18 protein-coding genes and 1 pseudogene are annotated in these 19,045 nt (G+C 69.4%); 14 read left to right on the top strand and 5 right to left on the bottom strand.

Annotation, left to right across the window (positions count from 1 at the left end; all coding sequences use genetic code 11):
• Positions 1-84: 84 nt before the first annotated feature.
• The 3 genes from AB8735_RS39365 (at position 85) to AB8735_RS39375 (ending at position 3,279) form a co-directional block, all read left to right on the top strand.
• Complete coding sequence (locus tag AB8735_RS39365; protein WP_372406756.1) at positions 85-1,422, top strand: IS630 family transposase; 1,338 nt, start codon at positions 85-87, stop codon at positions 1,420-1,422.
• Between the two features lie 83 nt (positions 1,423-1,505).
• Positions 1,506-2,027, top strand: coding sequence for a hypothetical protein (locus tag AB8735_RS39370; RefSeq protein ID WP_372412734.1), 522 nt, complete (start codon positions 1,506-1,508; stop codon positions 2,025-2,027).
• Between the two features lie 13 nt (positions 2,028-2,040).
• Complete coding sequence (locus tag AB8735_RS39375) at positions 2,041-3,279, top strand: MAB_1171c family putative transporter (RefSeq protein ID WP_372412736.1); 1,239 nt, start codon at positions 2,041-2,043, stop codon at positions 3,277-3,279.
• A gap of 120 nt (positions 3,280-3,399) precedes the next feature.
• Here AB8735_RS39375 and AB8735_RS39380 read toward each other — a convergent pair whose 3' ends face one another.
• From AB8735_RS39380 to AB8735_RS39390, 3 genes are all read right to left on the bottom strand, one after another.
• On the bottom strand, positions 3,400-4,734 hold the full coding sequence (locus AB8735_RS39380) for an NAD(P)/FAD-dependent oxidoreductase (protein WP_372412738.1): 1,335 nt from the start codon (positions 4,732-4,734) through the stop codon (positions 3,400-3,402).
• Between the two features lie 166 nt (positions 4,735-4,900).
• The gene (locus AB8735_RS39385) at positions 4,901-5,581 is read right to left on the bottom strand and encodes a helix-turn-helix domain-containing protein (protein WP_372412740.1); all 681 of its coding nucleotides are present in this window, start codon (positions 5,579-5,581) and stop codon (positions 4,901-4,903) included.
• A gap of 631 nt (positions 5,582-6,212) precedes the next feature.
• On the bottom strand, positions 6,213-6,869 hold the full coding sequence (locus AB8735_RS39390) for an HAD-IA family hydrolase (RefSeq protein WP_372412742.1): 657 nt from the start codon (positions 6,867-6,869) through the stop codon (positions 6,213-6,215).
• Between the two features lie 459 nt (positions 6,870-7,328).
• On the opposite strand from AB8735_RS39390, the gene AB8735_RS39395 reads away from it, so the two are divergent.
• Together AB8735_RS39395 and AB8735_RS39400 are read left to right on the top strand one after the other, a co-directional pair.
• Positions 7,329-7,889, top strand: coding sequence for a toxin (locus AB8735_RS39395; RefSeq protein WP_372412743.1), 561 nt, complete (start codon positions 7,329-7,331; stop codon positions 7,887-7,889).
• Between the two features lie 15 nt (positions 7,890-7,904).
• Positions 7,905-9,131, top strand: a complete 1,227-nt coding sequence (locus AB8735_RS39400; RefSeq protein WP_372412745.1) for an MAB_1171c family putative transporter — start codon at positions 7,905-7,907, stop codon at positions 9,129-9,131.
• A 62-nt stretch (positions 9,132-9,193) separates the two neighbouring features.
• Here AB8735_RS39400 and AB8735_RS39405 read toward each other — a convergent pair whose 3' ends face one another.
• Entirely contained in the window at positions 9,194-10,066 is an 873-nt protein-coding gene (locus AB8735_RS39405) for a helix-turn-helix domain-containing protein (protein ID WP_372412747.1), read from the bottom strand.
• Between the two features lie 310 nt (positions 10,067-10,376).
• Here AB8735_RS39405 and AB8735_RS39410 point away from each other — a divergent pair, with 310 nt between their 5' ends.
• The 6 genes from AB8735_RS39410 to AB8735_RS39435 all read left to right on the top strand — a co-directional run bounded on the left by AB8735_RS39410 (position 10,377) and on the right by AB8735_RS39435 (position 16,799).
• Positions 10,377-11,573, top strand: a complete 1,197-nt coding sequence (locus AB8735_RS39410) for a collagen binding domain-containing protein (protein WP_372412749.1) — start codon at positions 10,377-10,379, stop codon at positions 11,571-11,573.
• A 124-nt stretch (positions 11,574-11,697) separates the two neighbouring features.
• Positions 11,698-12,576, top strand: a complete 879-nt coding sequence (locus AB8735_RS39415) for a sortase (RefSeq protein ID WP_372412750.1) — start codon at positions 11,698-11,700, stop codon at positions 12,574-12,576.
• Positions 12,573-12,935, top strand: a complete 363-nt coding sequence (locus AB8735_RS39420) for a hypothetical protein (RefSeq protein ID WP_372412752.1) — start codon at positions 12,573-12,575, stop codon at positions 12,933-12,935. Before AB8735_RS39415 ends, AB8735_RS39420 begins: the two co-directional genes overlap by 4 nt.
• A 116-nt stretch (positions 12,936-13,051) precedes the next feature.
• The gene (locus AB8735_RS39425; protein ID WP_372412754.1) at positions 13,052-15,307 is read left to right on the top strand and encodes a hypothetical protein; all 2,256 of its coding nucleotides are present in this window, start codon (positions 13,052-13,054) and stop codon (positions 15,305-15,307) included.
• Positions 15,304-16,062 (top strand): DUF721 domain-containing protein, encoded by a 759-nt coding sequence (locus tag AB8735_RS39430; RefSeq protein WP_372412756.1) that lies wholly within the window; start codon positions 15,304-15,306, stop codon positions 16,060-16,062. Before AB8735_RS39425 ends, AB8735_RS39430 begins: the two co-directional genes overlap by 4 nt.
• 35 nt (positions 16,063-16,097) lie before the next feature.
• Entirely contained in the window at positions 16,098-16,799 is a 702-nt protein-coding gene (locus tag AB8735_RS39435) for a LuxR C-terminal-related transcriptional regulator (RefSeq protein WP_372412757.1), read from the top strand.
• Positions 16,800-16,859: 60 nt separating this feature from the next.
• On the opposite strand, the gene AB8735_RS39440 is transcribed toward AB8735_RS39435, so the two are convergent.
• Entirely contained in the window at positions 16,860-17,126 is a 267-nt protein-coding gene (locus tag AB8735_RS39440; protein ID WP_372412759.1) for a hypothetical protein, read from the bottom strand.
• A 170-nt stretch (positions 17,127-17,296) separates the two neighbouring features.
• Between AB8735_RS39440 and AB8735_RS39445 the strand changes: the two genes are divergently transcribed.
• The 3 genes and pseudogenes from AB8735_RS39445 to AB8735_RS39455 all read left to right on the top strand — a co-directional run bounded on the left by AB8735_RS39445 (position 17,297) and on the right by AB8735_RS39455 (position 18,986).
• The gene (locus AB8735_RS39445; RefSeq protein ID WP_372412761.1) at positions 17,297-17,518 is read left to right on the top strand and encodes a hypothetical protein; all 222 of its coding nucleotides are present in this window, start codon (positions 17,297-17,299) and stop codon (positions 17,516-17,518) included.
• 16 nt (positions 17,519-17,534) lie between these two features.
• A complete protein-coding gene (locus AB8735_RS39450) occupies positions 17,535-17,906 on the top strand; it encodes a fic family toxin-antitoxin system, toxin component (protein ID WP_372412762.1) in 372 nt (123 codons plus the stop codon).
• Positions 17,907-18,322: 416 nt separating this feature from the next.
• Positions 18,323-18,986 (top strand): annotated as a pseudogene (locus AB8735_RS39455) (lysophospholipid acyltransferase family protein).
• Positions 18,987-19,045 lie beyond the last annotated feature (59 nt).

Here is a 19,045-nt window from a genome sequence, read left to right on the forward strand (position 1 = left end):
CGGGCGGGGGTGCGTAGTGGCGCCATCACACGCCTCTAGTGTGATGCGCCAGAAATCAGAGGCGTAAGTGGCTAGGGTTTTCTCATGTCACCAGGGCCTCGTGCTGTTGAAATTGTGTTGTCCGCTGAGGAGTTCACGGAGCTGACGCGGTGGGCCGACGGGGCGGCAGGGGCGCGTCTGGCGGAACGGGCGCGGATTGTCCTGGCCTGCGCCGAGGGGCTGCCGACCGTGCGTGTGGCGGCGAAGCTCGGCGTGACGGCGGACACGGTCCGCAAGTGGCGAACACGGTTCGCTGAGCGGCGGATGGATGCTCTGACGGACGCGCCGCGGCCGGGCCGGCGCAAGGCGGGACTGGTCCTGACCGACGAGGAGCATGTCCAGCTGACGCGCTGGGCGAGGCGGGCGAAGACCGCGCAGTACCTCGCTCTGCGCGCGAAGATCGTGCTGCGGTGCGCGGAAGGCGGGACGAACAAGCAGGTCGCCGCCGAGCTGGGCATTGCCCATGCGACGGTGAACCGCTGGCGGTCCCGCTTCATCGCCCGCCGTCTGGACGGACTGGCGGACGAGCCGCGCGTGGGCCGTCCGCCGTCGATCCTGCTGGACCAGGTCGAGGACGTCCTCGTGGCGACGCTGGAGTCCACGCCCGGCCGGGACACGCACTGGTCGCGGGCCTCCATGGCGAAGCACTCGGGCCTGTCGAAGTCGACGGTCGGGCGGATCTGGAAGCGGTTCGATCTCAAGCCACACTTGCAGGACACCTTCAAGCTCTCCACCGACCCGCAGTTCGTCGCCAAGGTCGTCGACGTCGTCGGCCTGTACCACCACCCGCCCGAGAAGGCGGTAGTGCTGTGCGTGGACGAGAAGAGCCAGATCCAGGCTCTGGACCGTTCCCAGCCGGTCCTGCCGATGATGCCGGGGATGCCCGAGCGGCGTACCCACGACTACTTCCGGCACGGCATCACCAGCCTGTTCGCCGCCTTCAACATCGCCGACGGCACCGTCATATCGGAACTCCACCGCCGTCACCGGGCCATCGAGTTCAAGAAGTTCCTGGTCACGATCGACAAGGCAGTGCCGCGCGAACTCGATGTGCACCTGGTATGCGACAACTACGCCACCCACAACACCCCCGAGATCAGGACGTGGCTGGGCCGGCATCCCCGCTTCCACGTGCACTTCACCCCCACCGGTTCCTCCTGGCTCAACCAAGTGGAGCGGTGGTTCGGCCTGCTGACCGACAAACTCATCCGCCGCGGTGTCCACCGCTCTGTGAAGGCCCTGGAAGACGACATCAGGGCATGGATCGAGACGTGGAACGAGAACCCACGGCCCTTCACCTGGACCAAGACCGCCGACGAGATCCTCAACTCGCTCGCGGACTACCTCGCGAAGATCGCCCCGCCCGACACCAAGACTCCCTAGCCACTTACGCCTCTGATTTCTGGCGCATCACACTAGAATCCTTGAGCTGAAATCCGGCTGGCCGCTGAAGGGAAGAGGGCGTCGTGGGGATCAGACGGGAGCGACGCAGGATCGCGCGTCGTATCCGCGACGAGTTGTGCCTGCCCGAGCTCCCGACGCTGCAGGACGTGGTCGATGCGGTCGCGGCAGCGAGGGACAGGGACATCGTCATCGCCTACGAACCGCTGCCGCCTGGCTGTACCGGAATCTGCGTCCGCGTGCGGGGGGCGAGTGCCGACCTCATCGTCATCGACGACAGCGTGCCGGTTCTGCTGCAGGCACTGATTGGCTGCCATGAGGCTGCTCACTTGTGGCTCGGACACCAGCCTTCCGAGGAGGGCCTGCTCGACAGACGCACGGCTCGGTCGTGGTTTCCAGAAGTCGGTGATACAGCGCAGGCTATGGTCATGAAGCGGAGCCTTCACGACAACCACTACGCAGACCAGCAGGAGCGTGAGGCAGAGATCGCGGCGACGCATCTCGCCGATCTGCTCATGCTGTCACCTCAAGAGCATGCCGTCACCCGGATCACCTCGTCATTGGCTCACCGGAGAACGGGTGTCTGAAACAATCCTTGACGTGATATACCTCCCGATCTCGCTTGTTTGCGGGGTTATCGGGGTTGGTAAACTCCTGGAACTCTTGAGGGGGTTCAAGGATTACCTGCTGGTCATCACCCTATCTTCGTTCGCAGGAACTGTAGCTTTCGCGGCAATGTCGCCCGTTGTGTGGCATGCGCTGGGTGCGATGTCGGGTATCCCGGCCCTGGGTAGCTTTATCGCCTACCTGAGCATTTTCGGATTCGCTGCTCTCCACCACATCCTGGTGCTCATGTGGGGCCGGGACAATGGTGCGATCGCTGTCTCGCGGCTATCCGGCAGGATCCGGACCCTCGGGTTTTTCTATGCGCTGAACGCTGTCGGTATGACGGTGTTCTTCTTTCATGCCTCTACCGGACCGGCCTCGCCTTCACCATGGTCGTTCGACGTCGAATGTGCTGACATCCCGGGAATCTTGGCGTTCTTGTGCCTCTATGCCTGCGGGTGCCTGTTCGCGCAGTGGGACTCGGCACGTGAGTGCTGGAAGTGCGCGGACTTTCTCGTTACCAACGCCTCCCCCAGCGTTGAGACCGTCCGAGGCCTGCGGTGGCTGAGCATCGGGAACATGTTCATCGGGCTGTCCTTCGTGCCCAAGGCAGTCGGTTTTCTGGCCGCAGCCGCAGGACACCATGAACTGGACATCCTCGACACAGCGAGCCCGCTGATCGGCTCCTTCGGCGCACTCTTCAACCAAGTCGGCTACCTTGGAACAGTCTTCGGAACCTGGGCACGCGAACGCAGTGACCTGCGGGCTCTGCGCCCGCTATGGGACTTGGTCGTGCCCGAGAACGCCGATCACTTGGCACAGCCCGGGGCGGCTCTTTTCGGGGTGCGATTCCACCTGTTCCGGCGCGTCATCGAAATACTGGACGCTTTGGTAAACCTGCGCCCATGGATGGTCCCCGAAACCGCCGAGCGTGTCCGCGCGGCCGCACGCAAGCAGGGGCTGTCCGAGGAGGAGTCCGACGCTACGGCAACGGCCGCCATGGTGCTAGACGCGGTCAGCCGCAAACAACGCAACGAGTCCCCACGACAGACACCTCTCGTACAGCTGCTGCCTCCCGTGGAGCCGACCAGGGAACGAGAGCGCCTGGTACGCGTGGCGCGGGCTCTCCATGCACCAGTGGTGCGCCTGGCGACTGCAGCCGCTCAGGCGCCCGGCAACGGTTTTCACACCGTCGGCCGGTCCCGCCTACCCGGCTCGAACGGACCGGCCTAAAATGGACACCCTCAGATTCCAGGTCAGGCGGAAGGGATGGGCAGCGGTCCGGTAAAGCCACCGCAGGCTATCCGCAGCCGGTGTGGCTGCCCGCTCGGTGACGGGTAGCCACACCGCAGCTCACACGGTCACAGCGGGCGTGAACTGGCGGGCGATGAACAGCGCGCGGGACACGGCCAGCATGGTCTTGGGGTGGCTGAGCACTCGTGGGTGCTTGCGCATGTGGGCGACTTGCAGGAACAGCCGGTGCAGGTTGGGGTCGCTGACGGTTGCTCTGTTGAGCTTCTCGCTGTACCAGCTGGCGAACCGGTAACCCCGAGGGTACGGGCCGTCAACATGAGGGAGAGCAAGGTCCATCAGCGTGGACAGCTCCCACGCTGCGTCCACAATGACCTGCACCCGGCGGAAGTAGCCCCAGGCCGGCTCATCGAGAGGGACCTCTGAGCGCAGGTAGGCCGAGAGGCACGAGGCGTGGAGCATCGCGCTAGTCACCCCCTGCCCGTAAATCGGGTTAAAGGACGCCACGGCGTCACCGACGGCAACAAGGCCTGCCGGGAACCGGTCCAGCGCCGTGAACCGGCGCCGGCGGCTGTCGGCCATCGTGTACGTCGATACCTCGCCCTCCATCGGGCACTGGCTCGCAATTTCCGCGATCGGCGGGATGGGAGCAGTGCGGCACCGCTGGAGGAACTCCTCGCGGTCACGTGTCGGCCGGTCCTGCGCGTACGCAGACACCACCACCATCCACCGGCCGCCTTCCACCCGTACAGCGGCGAAGGAATCCCGGTGCGGCCCCTGGGGAGTCGAAATCGCCTGCACGACATCCACCTCGGGCAGCTCCTCGCCGCTCTTGAAGAGCGCCGTGGCGTAACCGAGTTGCAGGTCCATCCGTTCGAGGGGCGGCGCGGTCCAGCCCGATGAAGAAAGCCACCGGTCCAGTTGAGTGCCACGGCCTGTCGCATCGACAACCAGGTCCGCCGTCAGCGTTTCGCTGTCCTGTGCGCCCTCGGCCACATAGCGCACGCCGGTGACACGCTCGCCGGTGAAGACCAGGCTCTGCGCCCGGCCCCGCGTCTGGCTCACCTTGCTATCGGCCAGCACCCGGCGGCGGACATGCATTTCCAACAGCGGCCGGGTGAGCCCGATGGTGCGTTCGGAGTAGTCCGGGAACTTGTGGACACCATCGACGTAGTGCTCGATGCTGTCCCCGTAACTGGGTATCGCACCGTCGGCGACCAGATCGTCCGACAGTCCTGGCAGCCAGCGCTCGAGCAGGTCACTCCCCATGCTCAGCACCGCGTGCACCTGACGGCCCTGCGGCACACCGCGCCGGACCGCCGACGACAGGCTCGCATCATCCGGCTCGATGATGACCACCTGATCGAAGTGATCGCTCAGCACACGCGCCGCGCCCAGACCCGCAATACTTCCGCCCAGGACGATTGCTCGCCGCATCCAGCTCTCCTACCTGTATCCCTGGCACAGGGAACTCACCTTCAAGGGGTTCCTGTGCCTGTCGACATGGTTGCCAGGAGTCAACCCGGCATGAACAGCAGCGTCCAGTCCGGCTCTTGGACAGCCAACTCTCCGGCCGCTTAACGCGTTTACGTCCGGCGGTCTCCTACCGGCCGGGCTCCTCCGGAGGCAGGTCCTTAACACGCCGTTCGACGATCGCCGCAATCTCTGCAAGAGCACCAGGACCCAGGCGGCCGGCAGTGTTCCGAAAACTGACCCCTACGAGGTTCTTCTCCAGGCGCCGGTACGCCTCGAGGTCGGCCAGGTGGTACGTGACGCGCTGAACATCGGGGTGATCATCTGCGTACGTCAGGTACCTGCGCGGGATCTGGCAGGTCGCGCTGCGCTCGAAATGCCGGGCCAGCACACCCAGCGAGTCCGCAGACAGGTCGCTGGGATCGACGCCCAGTGCTCCCGCGAGGTCTTCCACCTTGCCCATCGTGGGCAGGCTTTGGCCCTTCAGGAGCTTTGCGAGGTATTCAGCGGAAAATCCGGCTGCGCTGGCAATCTCCCTTTTGGCCCTTCCGTCGCGCTCGACGAAGAAGGCCAGACGCCCTGTCAGGCGGGCTGGCAGTGTTTCGGTTGGCGGGTCCGGGTGGATGGTTTCCAGAGGCATGCCCATGCGGAACGCCTCGACGGTGTCCCGGCTGACACCGGTCACTGCGGCCACTTCGCCGTCCAGCCAGGGGCGATTGCTCTCCGGGTGCCGGATCCATTGGAACAGGGCGTTCAGGCGACATGCCACGCGCGCAGCCAGGTCCTCCTGGTCCGAGTACTCCGCAGCCACAGCGCTGGCACTCACTTGGATGCCTCTCTCCCCGGAGTGGTTCTCCGTACCGGGGCACACCACGGGACGGCCTTACTGAACTCGGCACGAAGTCTATGCGCATCGACCCCCGGCGCCAACGATAGTCGGTGTGGCGAGGGCCCTAAGCCAGGCCTCTGGCTTGGGTGGCGCCTTCACCTGGCATAACTCGCACGAACAATAGTTGACATCTCCTCATGAGGGAGCCAGGATCAGGAACCCGCGAGACGATCTTCAACCGCACATGCCTTCGTCCTGTCCGAGCATGCGCACCTTCTCGCGGGCGCACGGCAACGGCCTCCGCGGCGAGGTGAATTGACCGAGTGGTGGCGTAACCGGCGATTGTGCTCCCGGCCCTTGGCGGAGAGTCGGGAGCACGAAGCCGTGGGCGGACCGCTACGGCCCACGGCGCCCGGTCCGACAGCTCACCGGCAGGCACATCCGAGAAGGGGTTATGGGAACTGGGAGCAAATGCGGCAGCCGACCGCTGGGTGCTGCAGCGGCCTACGCGTGCCCCCGTCACCGCTGCGCTGCCGATGGGGAGGAAGGACGTCACGGAGATCTGACACAGCCGGCCTCGACCGTTTCGGTGCAACGCGCAAGACCACGCGCGTCAGCAGTCGACGATGACGTCCAGGGTTCCGGACTCGACGACCTGCACGGACACTGCAGAGAGGTCGGCCACCGTCACGTCGCCGTCAAGCTCATCGGCGGGGTGCGTCGTAGTCAGGGCAATGGTCGCCATACCAGCTGCCCGTCCGGAGGCCAAGCCCGCGGGCGAGTCCTCCACGACGATGCATCGAGCAGGGGCGAAGCCGAGCCGCTCGGCCGCCAGGAGGAAAGGCTCCGGGTGGGGCTTGTGCTGGGTGACGTCGTCGCCTGTGACCAGGAACTTCGGGTGGATACCGAGTCGGCCGAGACGTGCAGCGGCGACCCGCTGGTTGCTGGAGGTCACCACCGCCCAGCGGTCCTGAGGCAGCGACGTCAGCAGTTCGACGGCGCCCGGGACAGGAACTACGCCGCCAGCGGTCGCGTCGGCGACCTCGGCCTCGGTCAGGCGCTGGAGCCCCTCGGCCACCTGGTCGGCTGGAAGGAGGTCCGCGATGATCGCGGCGGCTGGCCGGCCGTGCACCTCGACACGCGACATAGCCTCCTCCAGGGTCATGCCGTACGACTCGGCCCACTGGCTCCATACGCGCACTACCGACCGCATGGAGGAAACGAGGGTCTCGTCGCTGTCGAAAAGGAGGGCGTCGGCCGAAATTCGCATGGCTTGGAGGGTACATGGCATGGCCACACGCAAGCCGTCCTAGGGCGCACCATTCCACGCCCCCAAACTGCACCGATAAGGCAGGTTTGGGTCAAATTGCCGCCATTGTCGAAGATCGGCTCGGGGTGCAGGGTACCTGCCCCCGGCGGCGTGAGCTGGGCGGAAGCTGGAATAGAGTGACCGGAGGAACTGGTTCCGTTCGTGATGCTGGTCACGTCACCCCGATCGTTGAGACGTGCTGTGCACGCAGCGATGGTCGATCTCGCGGTGACGGCGTTCTACGGACGGCCCCACGCGCGTCGCGATTCGTTTCACGCAGCTGGTCCTCCTCGAGGCAACGCCGGCTACCCCAGCGCCCTGCTGCAACCACTGCGCTCTTATGCGCGTCAGGCGTCAGGAGGCGGCAGCACAGCAATTGAGTCACAGGAGACGAGAGAGGTAGGCCGCAGGACGATGTCCGTGCGTTGGCTGCTCAGCGGCAGCGAGATGCGCCGCCTGAGCAAGCACTGCTTCGAGCAGCTGGAGGATCTCCCGCTTCCCGAGGAGTTCACCCTCCCGGGCCTCATCGCCGGCATTGAGCAGGCCCGGGACTGCACCATTCACCTGGTGCCAGTGCCCACGCACACCGACCTGCGCTCGGCGTGCGGCCTGCGTCTGAGCGTCGGCCGCACCCACTTCATCCTGTACCGGCCCCGTCCGACGCCCAACCAGACCCTGAACATCATCTTCCACGAGCTCTCCCACCTGTGGTTCAACCACGGCAACGACGTGGACCTGGCCGGTGGGCTGCCCGCCCACCTGCAGCCGCTCTTCGCCGGTCTCCTCGATCCCCACGCGCCAGCGGTGGTGAACGCGCGCGCCCACTACGAGAGCGCCGACGAGAAGGAGGCCGAGCTGTTCGCGTCATTCATCCAGTGCCGCATCCGTGAGCAGACGGCCCGCGGACAGGATCCGCTCAGCCGCATGGAGGCGAGCTTGACCCACCCCATGGCCCGGCCGCCGCGCAGCGGCCAACTGTAAGGAACTCCACCGACCTTGAGTGCCGTCCTGCTGTTCGTCTGCCTCGCCATGACCACAGTCGCCGTCTGGCGCCTGCCCGCGGTCCGGTACGGCGATACCCTCCGGCGCACCCTGTGGGGCTGCGCTGCCGGGTTCGCTGTCGCGCTGTGGGCGAGGTTCCCCCCGGTCCAGCACGCCATTGACGGCCTCGGTGTCACCGACCTCAGCGGCCTGGTCAAAGATTTCGCGGCCATGGGCGCCTCGCTGGCCTTGCTGAACTACGCCGTGACCAGCTACGGAGTCACGGAGGTGGCAGCGCCGCGCTATATCGAGGTCTGCCGACAGGTCGCCCGAGTATGCCGCCGGGCGATGGTGGCCGTCGTCCCCATCATGCTGTTCTTGTTCTTCGTCGTGGTGGACCGTTCCCGGCCCAGCGAGGACTTCACCGCCGACCACGCAGGCGAGGTGGGAGCGTCCTTGTTCGCGACGCTGTACTACCTGGTCCTGGGATCGGCTGGTGCGACCTGCGGATACCAGTGGGGACATGTCAGCCGGCGTGCCGAGTCGGCGGTCCTGCGGGTCAGCCTGACCCTCGGGGCCTGCGCGTGCTGGCTCTTCGCGGCGTACTCCGCAATCAGGGTGAGCTTCATGTGGGGAGCCATGGCCGTTCCCGCCGCCCCCGGCACGGCGCACACCGTGAAGGGGCTGAGCGATCTGCTCAACATGCTGGGTGCGGTGCTGTTCATCATCGGGGCCAGCTTGCCGACCACGGGCGTGGCAGCTCAGCGTTGGAGGGCACGCCGGACGCTGTGGCGTCTGCACCCGCTCCGCCGAGATCTTGCCCGCCAGTTCCCTGGCCTCTCGATCCAGCCGCCCGCGGCACGACTGCGAGAAGCCGTGCGTCTGTCCCCTCCCCTGGAAGTCCGTGTTGACCGCGTAGTCCAGGAAATCGGCGACGCTTGCGAGCAACTGCGCCACCACGCGGTCCCCGGACTGTGGAACGTGGTGGAGGAGGCGACGGCACAGCATCCGGATGCTGAAGCAGCGGCGGAGGCGTACTGGATGGCCGCCGCGCTGCAGTCGGCCTGGGCCGGACGGCGGTCTGGACAGCCTGCGCCGCCCCTGCCGACGAAACCGTTCGCGGACAGCACTGCTGAAGGGCAGTGGATGATGCGGGTGCAGGACGTCTACGCCCGGAGGGACCCTGCCGTGGTGGAACAACTGTTGGAGCAAGCAGGCCAGCCATCCGCAGCGCAGCACTGAGACTGCACGTGGGGCGTCAGGCCGAAGGACTCATGGAGCCAGGATCTGGCGCCCACCGCTGTCTACGCGCCCTTGGAGCCCTGCTCGGGGGCTTGGCGCGCCAGCAGCTCGACGAGCACGTCGTACATCTCGGGCGCAATGATCGTCTCGCCGCGCGCGGCCATCCTCGGCCCGCCTCCACGCTGGTCCGCCAGGTACTGCAGACCGGCCATCACCTGCTGCTCCACTTGCTGTCCCGGCATGAAGTCGAACGGCGTGACGCCCAGGGCCGAGGCCAGGCCTTCGCGGACGGCACCCATGGGCAGACCGGCGAAGACCTCCTCTGCGGCACGCGTTCGGCTGCGCAGGGCCGCGATGTCCTGTGGTCCGAGGCTGCTGCCGGCGGCATGGTTGACGGCAGCAGCGACTGCTTCGTCGGTGACCTGGGGCCGGTCGGCGAGAACCGCGCGGATCTTCTCGCTCAGTGTCTCCGCCGGCAGATCGCCCGCCTCGAACGGCCCCGACCGCCCCTTGGGGGAGGAACGCGTCTCGGCTGCCTCCAGCTCCTCGGGCGTCACGCCGTAGAGCGCGGCAGCCTTCGCGCGCAGTTCCAACGGCAGCTTCCGGGAGCCGTTTTCCGCCTGGCTCAGTGGAACACGGGTCGTGCGCAGGAGCTCGGCAGCCTTGGCCTGGGTGAGTCCGGCATCCGCACGCAGATCGGCAAGATCCGGCTCGCCCACCCTGGGGAACATGGTCTCCAGATCGGCGCCGAGGGCCTCCGCGATAGACGGCAGTCTCTCCGGCGGCGGGGCGGATCCGCCGGCCACACCAAACTTCTCGTACTGGACGATGGTGGCCTTGCTGAGCCCCAGCCTCGCGCCAAAGCGCTCCTGGCTCAGGCCGGTTCTGCGACGCGCAATGCGCAGCTTCATGCCGTTGAACTGGCGTGGCGGCACCAGGTGACTCCAAAACTCGGCGGCGGAATGGGATGACCAGGATTACTGTAGCCCCAAGATTGCTACCAAGACTGACCTCGGGTAGTTTCTGTATCGATCACTGGGGGCGCCCCTTGGACACCCCCAGCTGCTACCCCTGTTCTGTCCTGCTCTGCGTGAGCTGGATGCCCGGCCCGGTCACGCCCATGGCCTCGTAAACCTGATGTGACCGGGTCGGGTGATACCCCGAGCATTCGGAGACTGCATGAGTGTGTCACCTCCCGGGCCCCGCGCGCACGTCGCGCGCCGATTTCGGTTTCGGTATCCCGTCGTGCTTGGCACGGCGGCTGCGCTGGGCGCGGGCATGCTGCTCACGCCGATGGCGAGCGCGGCAGACAAATGGGGCCCCGGCTTCCTGATACCCGACGCCGACGGGCACGCAGGCATGTCGCACCTCGGCGCCTACGGCCCGCCCGGTAAGAAGATTCCCGGCATCGACGGCCCCGCGTACTGCGCGGACCCGACGCTCGCCGGCCCCGAGGCATCCGGCGGCTACGGCCCGGTCAAGGAGTACAGCAGCTGGACCTCGGCGACCGGCAAACCCACCGCCCAGGCGGACATCACACGCGCCGCCTACGTCATCTCCAAGTACGGCCAGACGCAGGACGATGAGCAGGCCGCCGCGGTCGATGCGGCGACCTACACCCTTCTCGAAGCCGGATCCACCTACGCCCTCCCCGACGGCAAGCGAGCTGTACAGCGCCTGGCCGCCGCCGGCGTTCCGGCAGCCGCGAAGACGCGGGCCCTGGCCTACGTGGACGAGGCCAAGAAGTTCGCCGGCCCCTACAAGGTCAGCCTCAAGACCCAGAACAGCGCCAAGCCGGGCGAGAAAGTCAAGGTCACCCTCGACGTGACCGCCGCCTCCGGCGCCAAGGTGCCCGGGGTCAAGGTGAACCTGACGGCGACCGGCGCCGGATCCGGCACGGCCCAGGTGACCACCGGCACCGACGGCACCGCAACGACCTCGATCATCGCGGGCAAGGACGGCGACGCCACCGTGAAGGCCGCGGCCAAGGACCTGCCCGGCACCACCCTGCGCGCAGCCACCCCCAGCAACACCAAGGCCCAGCGCATGCTGCTGCTCGGCGGCACCTCGAGCGCCGAGGCCCAGGCCAGCGTGAAGATCGCGGACCTCGCCGGCGGCATCAAGGTCGCCAAGACCGCTGCCTACACCGGCAAGCCGCTCGCGAACGTCGAGTTCGAGGTCAAGGACCACAACGGCAAGGTCGTCGCCAAGGGCAAGACCGACGCCGAGGGCATCTGGCAGGTCAAGGACCTCGCCCCCGGCGAGTACACCGTCCACGAGACCCGCGCCGTGGAGGGCTACCAGCTCGCCCCGGACCAGACCGTGACCGTCGTCAGCGGCAAGGCCGCCGACATCGCGGTCAAGGACACCAAGATCCCGGCCCCGGAGACGCCCAAGCCGCGCCCGGTCGACATCCCGGTACTGCCGAAGACCGGCGCCTGACAGCCGCTCATCAGCCGCTTCGGCCAGGCCCGCTAACGGGCCGCTCGCGGGCAGGGGACGTATCCCCCAGTGCGCCTCCTGCCCGCGCCTTTCACACTTCCTGCCTCACTCGTTGGACGCAGCCATGCCTGAAACCAACTCCGACCACACCACCGGCCGCCCCGGCCCCCGCAGCGGCGACGAGGCCGGCACTCCCTCAACTCCGTCCGCCCGGCGGCCGACCAAGCGCCAGGTGATGATCGGCGGCGCGGTTGCCGCCGCGGCCGCGATCGGTATCACCGCCGCCTGCTGGCCCCAGGCCGCCGACAGCGAGGACCACCACCACGCGCGTCCGCGCGCCGCCGCCCCGGCCTCCGGTGCGCCCTCTGCGCACGGCCGGACCCCGGACCCCCTCACGGCCGCCAGCGATGCGCCCCTGGGCGGGGATCCCTCCGTGCTGGACAGCAGCAGCAAGGCCGCCGACGACGCCGAGCGCACACTGAGCACCTGGGGCAGCAGCAACCCCGCCTCCACCGCCGACGACCACGCGGTCGGCGACCGCCCCGCCCAGGGCTCCGGCGGCAGCATCCACGAGATCATCCGCATCCCCGCCCTGGGCAAGAACTGGGCCCAGCCAGTCTACGAAGGCGTCGGCGACCAGCAGCTGCGCGCCGGCATCGGGCACTTCCCCAAGACGGAGAAAGCCGGACAGATCGGCAACTTCGCGCTGGCAGGCCACCGTTCGGGCGTGAGCGACCCTGCGTTCCGCAACATCGACAACATCACCGCCGGCTCACAGGTCATCGTCACCACCGCGAGCCGCATCACCTACACCTACACGGTCACCACGGTGCGCACCGTCGACCCGAGCGACGTCAACGTCATCGCCCAGGTCCCCGGGCACCCCGGCGCCACCCCGACCAAGCCCAAACTGACGATCGTCACCTGCTGGCCCGCCAACGGCCACTCCCGCCGCGTCGTCGTCGAAGCCGATCTGACCGCTTCCCAGGGAGGCGCTCCGTGAACAAGCAGACCCCCAAGAAGGCCACGGTCACACCGGCCCGGCCCTGGCCCCGGTTCGACGACGACGTCGCCCGCGCCGAGCTCTGCGCCATGGAACTCCTCTCGCGCGGCATGCCCGAGCGCAGCGTGCGCCTGCGCACCAAGCTGTCGGCCCGCAGCGTCCGGCGCCTGGCCGCGCTCCTCGCCGAGGAGTCCAAGAACCCGCCGCGGCCGCGCATCGTCTGCCGCACCCCGCACCGGCCCCTGACGAACCGCCACGTGACGGCCGCCCCCTCCCGCGCACCGCGCCCGGAGCCTGTCCAGGCACAGCTCGACCTCCCGGCGCCCGAGCCGGTCCAGATGCAGCTGACCATCTGCTGACGCGCCGGGGGCGACAGCCCGCCCCCGGCCACCCTTCGTGCTTGACGGCCCGCCCCGACTTCCGCAGCGGGGCCGACGGCCTCCTTCGTGCTGCCCCAAACCCTCCAGGACACCCCGTGCACACCCGCACCCACGCGGCGGTCAGCCCTCCACCTGACGCCCGGCCCAGGGCCACCACCGCCCCCGGCCCCGCCTGCTCCTGCCCGCAGGACCGCCGCTCCGCCCTCACCACCGTCACCCCCGCACCCCGGGTTGTCCAGCTCGAACTGGGCAACCCCCTGCAGCTGTCGACGCCGATGCGCGAGCGGCTGATGAAAGCCGTCCGCGCACTGGCCGACGCCCCGGCACTGAGCGAGGCCTCCGATGCCGTGCGCCTAGGCGCCGTGGTGCTCATGGCGAAGGCCAGGGCACGCCGCGAGTACCGGACCTCGATCTGGGCGGAAGAACTCGGCCGCTGGCTCGGGGTATCGCAGTCGACGGTGGCGCACTCCGTGCTGCCCCACCTGCGCAACGCCGGGATCCTTGAGACCGAGGTGGTCACGGACGCCTACGGGCACCCCACCGGCCTCGACTGCCAGATCATTCCGCTGCGCCAGGCCCACGACAGCGGCGACCGCCGGCACCCGCTGGCGCTGTCGCGGGTGGAACTCGCGGTGCTGCTGCGTCTGTGCGAGACGCTCTTCGGCCCCGGCTGGTCCCCGAAGGACGGTACGCCGATCCCGGCCGGCCTGCTGGCCGCGCGCACGGGCCGGGGCGCCGCCACCGACCGGCTGGGCCTGCTGCTGATGGTCCTCTCGACCGGCTCGACGGGCTGGCTGCAGCTGTGCCCCGGCACCGTGGCCTCCGACCGCGGCCGCCCGGCCGCCACGGTGGCCCGCCTGCTGGGGTGCACGCCGTCCGGCGGCGCGAAGGTCCTGGCCCGGCTCCAGGACCAGGGCCTCGTCGAGGTCACCCGACGCGAGAGTGCCTCGGGCCTGAACCACCGCTCGCGGGTGCGCCTGGTCCCGGTCGCCCAGGCCCACGGCCGCACGGCCGCCCACCGGGAGGACCGCACCGCCTCCCGCACCGTCCTTTCAGACCTCCCCGCTACTGCACAGGGGGATCTCGACACCCGTACACGGGCCCAAACCCTTGCCCTGCCTGCGGACATGGAGGCCACAGGGCGCGAGATGGCCTGCCCGGCAGACCTCGCCGGTAGTGCACAGCACCACGCACACCACACTCCAGTGGTTACTGAAGTTGGTCATGGTGAAGGTGATTCCGGGTTTTCCGGCCATGGCCGTCTCAGCTCCCGTGGTCTGCCGGACCGCGCACATGCTCGCGAGGACGCCGCCGGGGCTGATGCACAGGGGCACTTGGCGCTCATCGTCGGCGGGCGCGGCCCGCTGCGCGGGGACAAGCCGTTCAAGTCCCCCGTCGACGAAGGCGCATCGGACCGGCAGCCCACCGCCAGCCCGGCCCGGCGGCCCGTCAGCCAGCAGCGGGGGAGGACCCCCCGGCCGCCAGCCGAGCTGCTGGCTGTGCTCGCGCCGGCCGAGCTGCTGTGGGCGCGCCTGGACCGCCCGTACGCCCGACGCCTCGTGGAGTCCGCGGCCCGCACCGAGCTCACCGCAGTGGCCGGCATCGTGGGCCGGGCCGACGCAGGCGACCTCCTCGCCGCCCGCCTGACCCGCCGGCTCGCCGCCGACGGCGGCCCCGCCGCCGTCACCGACCCGGTGGGCTGGCTGATCGCCCGCGGCCTGCCGCGCCGCCCCGGCTGCGCCGATGCGCGCTGCGACGAAGGACTGCGACTCGACACCGGCAGCGCGTGCACCACCTGCGAGTACCTGCTCGCCGACCGGCGCGCGCAGCGCCAGCGGATCGCGGACGCACTCGAGGCCGAGATGCCCCGCACCGGCGAGGCCGAGCGGAAAACGGCGGTCGAGCGGCGGCTGCACGAGGAGATCACCGCGCAGGGCTGGGCGAAGGCCCGCCGCCGTCAGCAGCTGGAGGCCGAACACGCCGCGCGGCGCGCAGCCGCCGCGCAGGCCCGCGCCGACGCCGAGCTCGAGACGGTCCCCACGACCCCGGCCGCACCGTTCCCGGCAGCGGCGGCACCCGTGCTGACACCGGTGACCACCCCGGGCACCGAGGAGGAGTCGGCCGACGACGCGGGCCGGGCGCCGCTCGTGCTGGAGGAGCTGACCCGCGAACAGGTCATCGACCTGCGCATGCGCGCCACGCACGACCACCAGCTGGTGCTGGACCACATCCGCGAGCACGGCGAGTTCTCCGCCCGCCGCCTGTACACCCACCGCTTCGTCGACCAGATCCAGCGCCTCTCCGGTGCCGGCCACCTGGTCCTGCACCACACCACATGGGAGCAGACGTGAGCACACCCGCATCATCCGCACCGTCGGGCATCGACCTCGCCCGCGTGGCCCTCAAAGCCGCCCGCGACGCCGCCCGCAAAACCTCCGCCACCGTCCGCAAGCCGCCGCCCCGCAACCGCACCGCCCGCCGGCGCGACGGCCGAGACCCCCTCAACCTCGCTGCTGCATTCGCCGGCCTGATCGCGGACCGGGCCTGGGAACTGCCCACCGAGGGCGCCTCCGTCCTCACCCGCTGGCCGGACCTCTTCCCCGACCTCGCCGCGAACGTCGCCGCCGTCGCCTACCACCCCGACCGCGGGCAGCTCGACCTGCTCCCCGCCTCGCCCTCCCACGCCGCCCAGGCCCGCATCCTCGCCCCGCGGCTCGTCGAGTACCTCCAGGCGCAGACCGACACCAGCGCCGTCCGCGCGATCCGCGTCCTGGCCCCCGGCGCCGTCCCCCAGCCCGTCCCCCAGCCCTCCCGCCCTGCGGCACCCACCGCCGCGCCAGCCGTCAAGACGCGGCAGGACGCCTCACCGGGCTATCACCAGGCGCTGGCCGCACTGCACGAGAGCACACCGCAGCGCACCGCCGATCCTGCAGTCCAGGCCGCCGTCCAGCGTCAGAACCGCAGCCTTCCACGCGAACCCGAGTACGCCTTCGCCCGCGACCTCGCACTCCGCCAGGCCCGGCCGAGCAGCACCGCCGTCGACGACACCCGGGCCCGGGCACTGGCCCGTGCCCGAGCCGAACGCTCCTCCGGCAAAGCCGCCTGACCCGCCCACCGCGCCGTACGAAAGACACCGACACCATGACCCTCCTCCCCAGCGTCACGTCCTCCAGCCCGGTGCACATCGCAGGGCTTCCCCGGCGAACTGCGTCAACCATCACGGACCCCGAACTCGAAGAAATCTACCGGCAGTTCAGCTTCCTCCAGAGCCGTCTCGCGTCCCTGGAAGCTGCACCGTCTGCTCCCGCGGGCACCTACCGGACCTACGACCCGTCCTGCTGGATCTGTCCGCTCCTCGGCGAGATCGACGAGCTGAAGAAGGACGCCACGGACCTCATGGCAAGGATCACGAAACTGTGCCGCGACATCATGACGCTCGATCACGGCTGCGAGCGCGACGCATGCCCACCGGGACCGTGCAGGTTCACATCGCTCGTGACACAACTGGCCCGGCAGGCAGGCAGCTTGGCCAGCAAGTTCGCACAGCTCCCCGGCGCGATAGAGCTCCTCCACCAGAACATCCACCCGGTCCAGCGGCCGCAGCTCGCCTCCGCCAGCGGGATCGAGCTGCCCCCGCCCATCCTCGAGGTGCTCAGCCTCGCCGCCGCCGGATGCACCAACGACCACATCGCGCGCCGGCTGAACCGCCCACTGACCACCGTCACCCGGCAATTGGCCGAGGCCCGCCGCAGACTCAACGCCACCGACCGCGCGCACGCCGCAGCACTAGCCACCGCCCTCGGCCTGATCACCGTCGACCTCAGCCCCGTACCTCGCGCATGACCCCCGAGGACCAGGCGGCAGACGGCCCGGCACCGCGTCCGCCGGGCCGTCTGCCGCTGGCTATACCGCCGTCCGCAGCGGATGAGCCTCGTGCTCGGACCACTCGGCGGCGCAGTCGGTGAGCAGCTGCCTGTACTTCGCCGTCTCTGCGGCATCACCGGCGCGCGTGGCGTCCATGAACGCCTCGTGCAGGCGCATCGCGGCCCGGCGTTCGTCGGCGTAGTTCCGCACCGCCTGCTGACCATCATCTGCGTACTGCGCGATCATCCGCTCGTGCAGACGGTCGGCGACGAACATGTACAGCTGGGTGCCGGTGTGCTCGTTCACGGTGTGATGCCCTCCTTCGGAACCAGCACCGCGACCGTACAGCAGCGCCACCACGCGACACCCCGCACCAGCACCTGGCAACGGCCTGCCCCGTGCTGCCGCATGCGCCGCCCGACGCGCGTCGGCTCGTTCCGTTCCCCAGCCGGGCTGCTCCTCGCTACCGTGTCATCATGCGGAAAATCGAGGTCCAACTGAGTGACGAGGCCTACGCCGACCTCCAGCGCGCGGCCGCGGACAAGCGCGTCGGCCCGGAGGCGTACGCCGGCACGGTCCTGGAGGACACCCTGACGCGCGCCCGCTTCCTGGAGGGCGCGCAGGAGTGCATCGACCAGCACGCCGACGAGTTCGCCGCCCGTTTCGGACCGGCGCCCGCCGCCGGCCGCGCCGCGTGACGGAGGACGCTCTTCCGTGCAGCTGACGATCGACCGCGCCTGGCTCCTCGAAATCGCCCAGCAGCGGCTCCCTGCCGACCCACCAGTTTCGGACTGGGGTTCGACCGGGGGTGCGGTGGCCCGCCACGCCGACGAGGTCATGGGCGTACCGGTCTACACCGAGCCTCACCACCGGGCCGCCGCCCTGTTCCAGAGCCTCCTGCGCATCCCGGCCCTCGAGCACTCCAACGAGATCTTCGCCCTGTCCGTCGCCTTCGGCTTCCTGCGCGCCTGCGGCCTGACCGCCACCGTCTCCAGCAAGGAGGCCGCAGACCTCGTCGAGCAGACCCTGGCCGGAACGGCCGACGTACGCCAGATAGCCGCCACCCTCAAGGAGTGGGCCGGATGACACCGGCCCCGGGGTCGGTGTCAGTGCTCCGGGGCACCACGGGCCCCTGAGATCACGCCGCCAGCAGTTACCGCCGGAGCCGCCGTGGCAGCACGGCGACGTCGTGCTCGATGCCGAAGGCGCCATCTGGTCCCGCGCGCACCCCGGACACCAGGCACAGGGGCGGCCCGGGACCCGCGGTGCCACGGACACCTTCGACTTCGCGCACGGTCTCCCGGATGCCGGCGAGGGCGGACATCCCGAGGAAGCGCCCCTGCGCCCGCTCACACTGCTGGTGCGCAACGACACAGCGGTGCAGACCGTCGTCACATGGCCGGCGAACGGCCCTGATCCACCACCGTGTCGGGAGCACACCTGCGGGACCGGACCCCGGGCGAAGATGGAGACTTCACAACACCGGACCAGGGGGACTCTCCATACTCGGCTGTATCGCCGCCACCGTCATGCCCGCAGTCGGACGCCTGACCGTCACCACCGATGTCGCGAGCCCGCCACGGGCCGGAAGCATCCTCGTCGCCAACCACACGTCACTGGCCGACCCCGGCATTGTCCTGGCCGCCCTGCGCCTGCTGGACATCGAACCCGCGGTCATGGCCACGGCCGGGCTGTGGCGCATCCCCCTGCTCGGCCGCATGCTCGACCGCGGCGGGCCACATCGCCGTCTGCCGCAACACGGCCCGGGCCAGCGAGGCCCTCGACAGCGCCGCGACCGCACTGCGGGCCGGCCGCCACGTCCTCATCTACCCCGAGAGCCGGCTCCCGCGCCGCAAGGACTCGGCCGAGGCACCGCCCGAGCCGTTCCGCAGCGGCCTGACACGCCTTGCCCGCGCGGCAGGTGCGCAGGTCGTGCCGGTCGGCCAGGCCGGAGCCCGCCGCGTATCGTCCGGAAGCCGTGCCAAACAGCTGGCCGGCATCCTCACCACGCCCGCGCGGCACTCCCGGCTCCACGTCCACCTCGGTGACGCCGTCGACCTGTCCGCCGACGTCTCCACCGCGACCGCGCAGGCCTACCAAGCCGTCGTCTCCGCGTGGCGTACCGCAGCCAGTCGGCTGGGCGAGCCCGCCGCCCTCGCCGCGTGACCACCAGATGCCACCCCGGGATCCGGACGCCCGTCACCCCGTGCGCGGACCGCGGGGCC

The sequence above is a fragment of the Streptomyces luteireticuli genome, assembly GCF_041519305.1.
In the GTDB taxonomy this organism is placed as follows: Bacteria; Actinomycetota; Actinomycetes; order Streptomycetales; family Streptomycetaceae; genus Streptomyces; species Streptomyces luteireticuli.

What these genes read in the sequence shown, in the direction of transcription:
- AB8735_RS39365 (WP_372406756.1), top strand. Translation starts at nt 85, where the DNA reads ATGTCACCAGGGCCTCGTGCTGTTGAAATTGTGTTGTCCGCTGAGGAG.
- AB8735_RS39415 (WP_372412750.1), top strand. Translation starts at nt 11,698, where the DNA reads ATGCCTGAAACCAACTCCGACCACACCACCGGCCGCCCCGGCCCCCGC.
- AB8735_RS39445 (WP_372412761.1), top strand. Translation starts at nt 17,297, where the DNA reads ATGCGGAAAATCGAGGTCCAACTGAGTGACGAGGCCTACGCCGACCTC.
- AB8735_RS39390 (WP_372412742.1), bottom strand. Translation starts at nt 6,869, where the DNA reads ATGCGAATTTCGGCCGACGCCCTCCTTTTCGACAGCGACGAGACCCTC.
- AB8735_RS39380 (WP_372412738.1), bottom strand. Translation starts at nt 4,734, where the DNA reads ATGCGGCGAGCAATCGTCCTGGGCGGAAGTATTGCGGGTCTGGGCGCG.
- AB8735_RS39435 (WP_372412757.1), top strand. Translation starts at nt 16,098, where the DNA reads ATGACCCTCCTCCCCAGCGTCACGTCCTCCAGCCCGGTGCACATCGCA.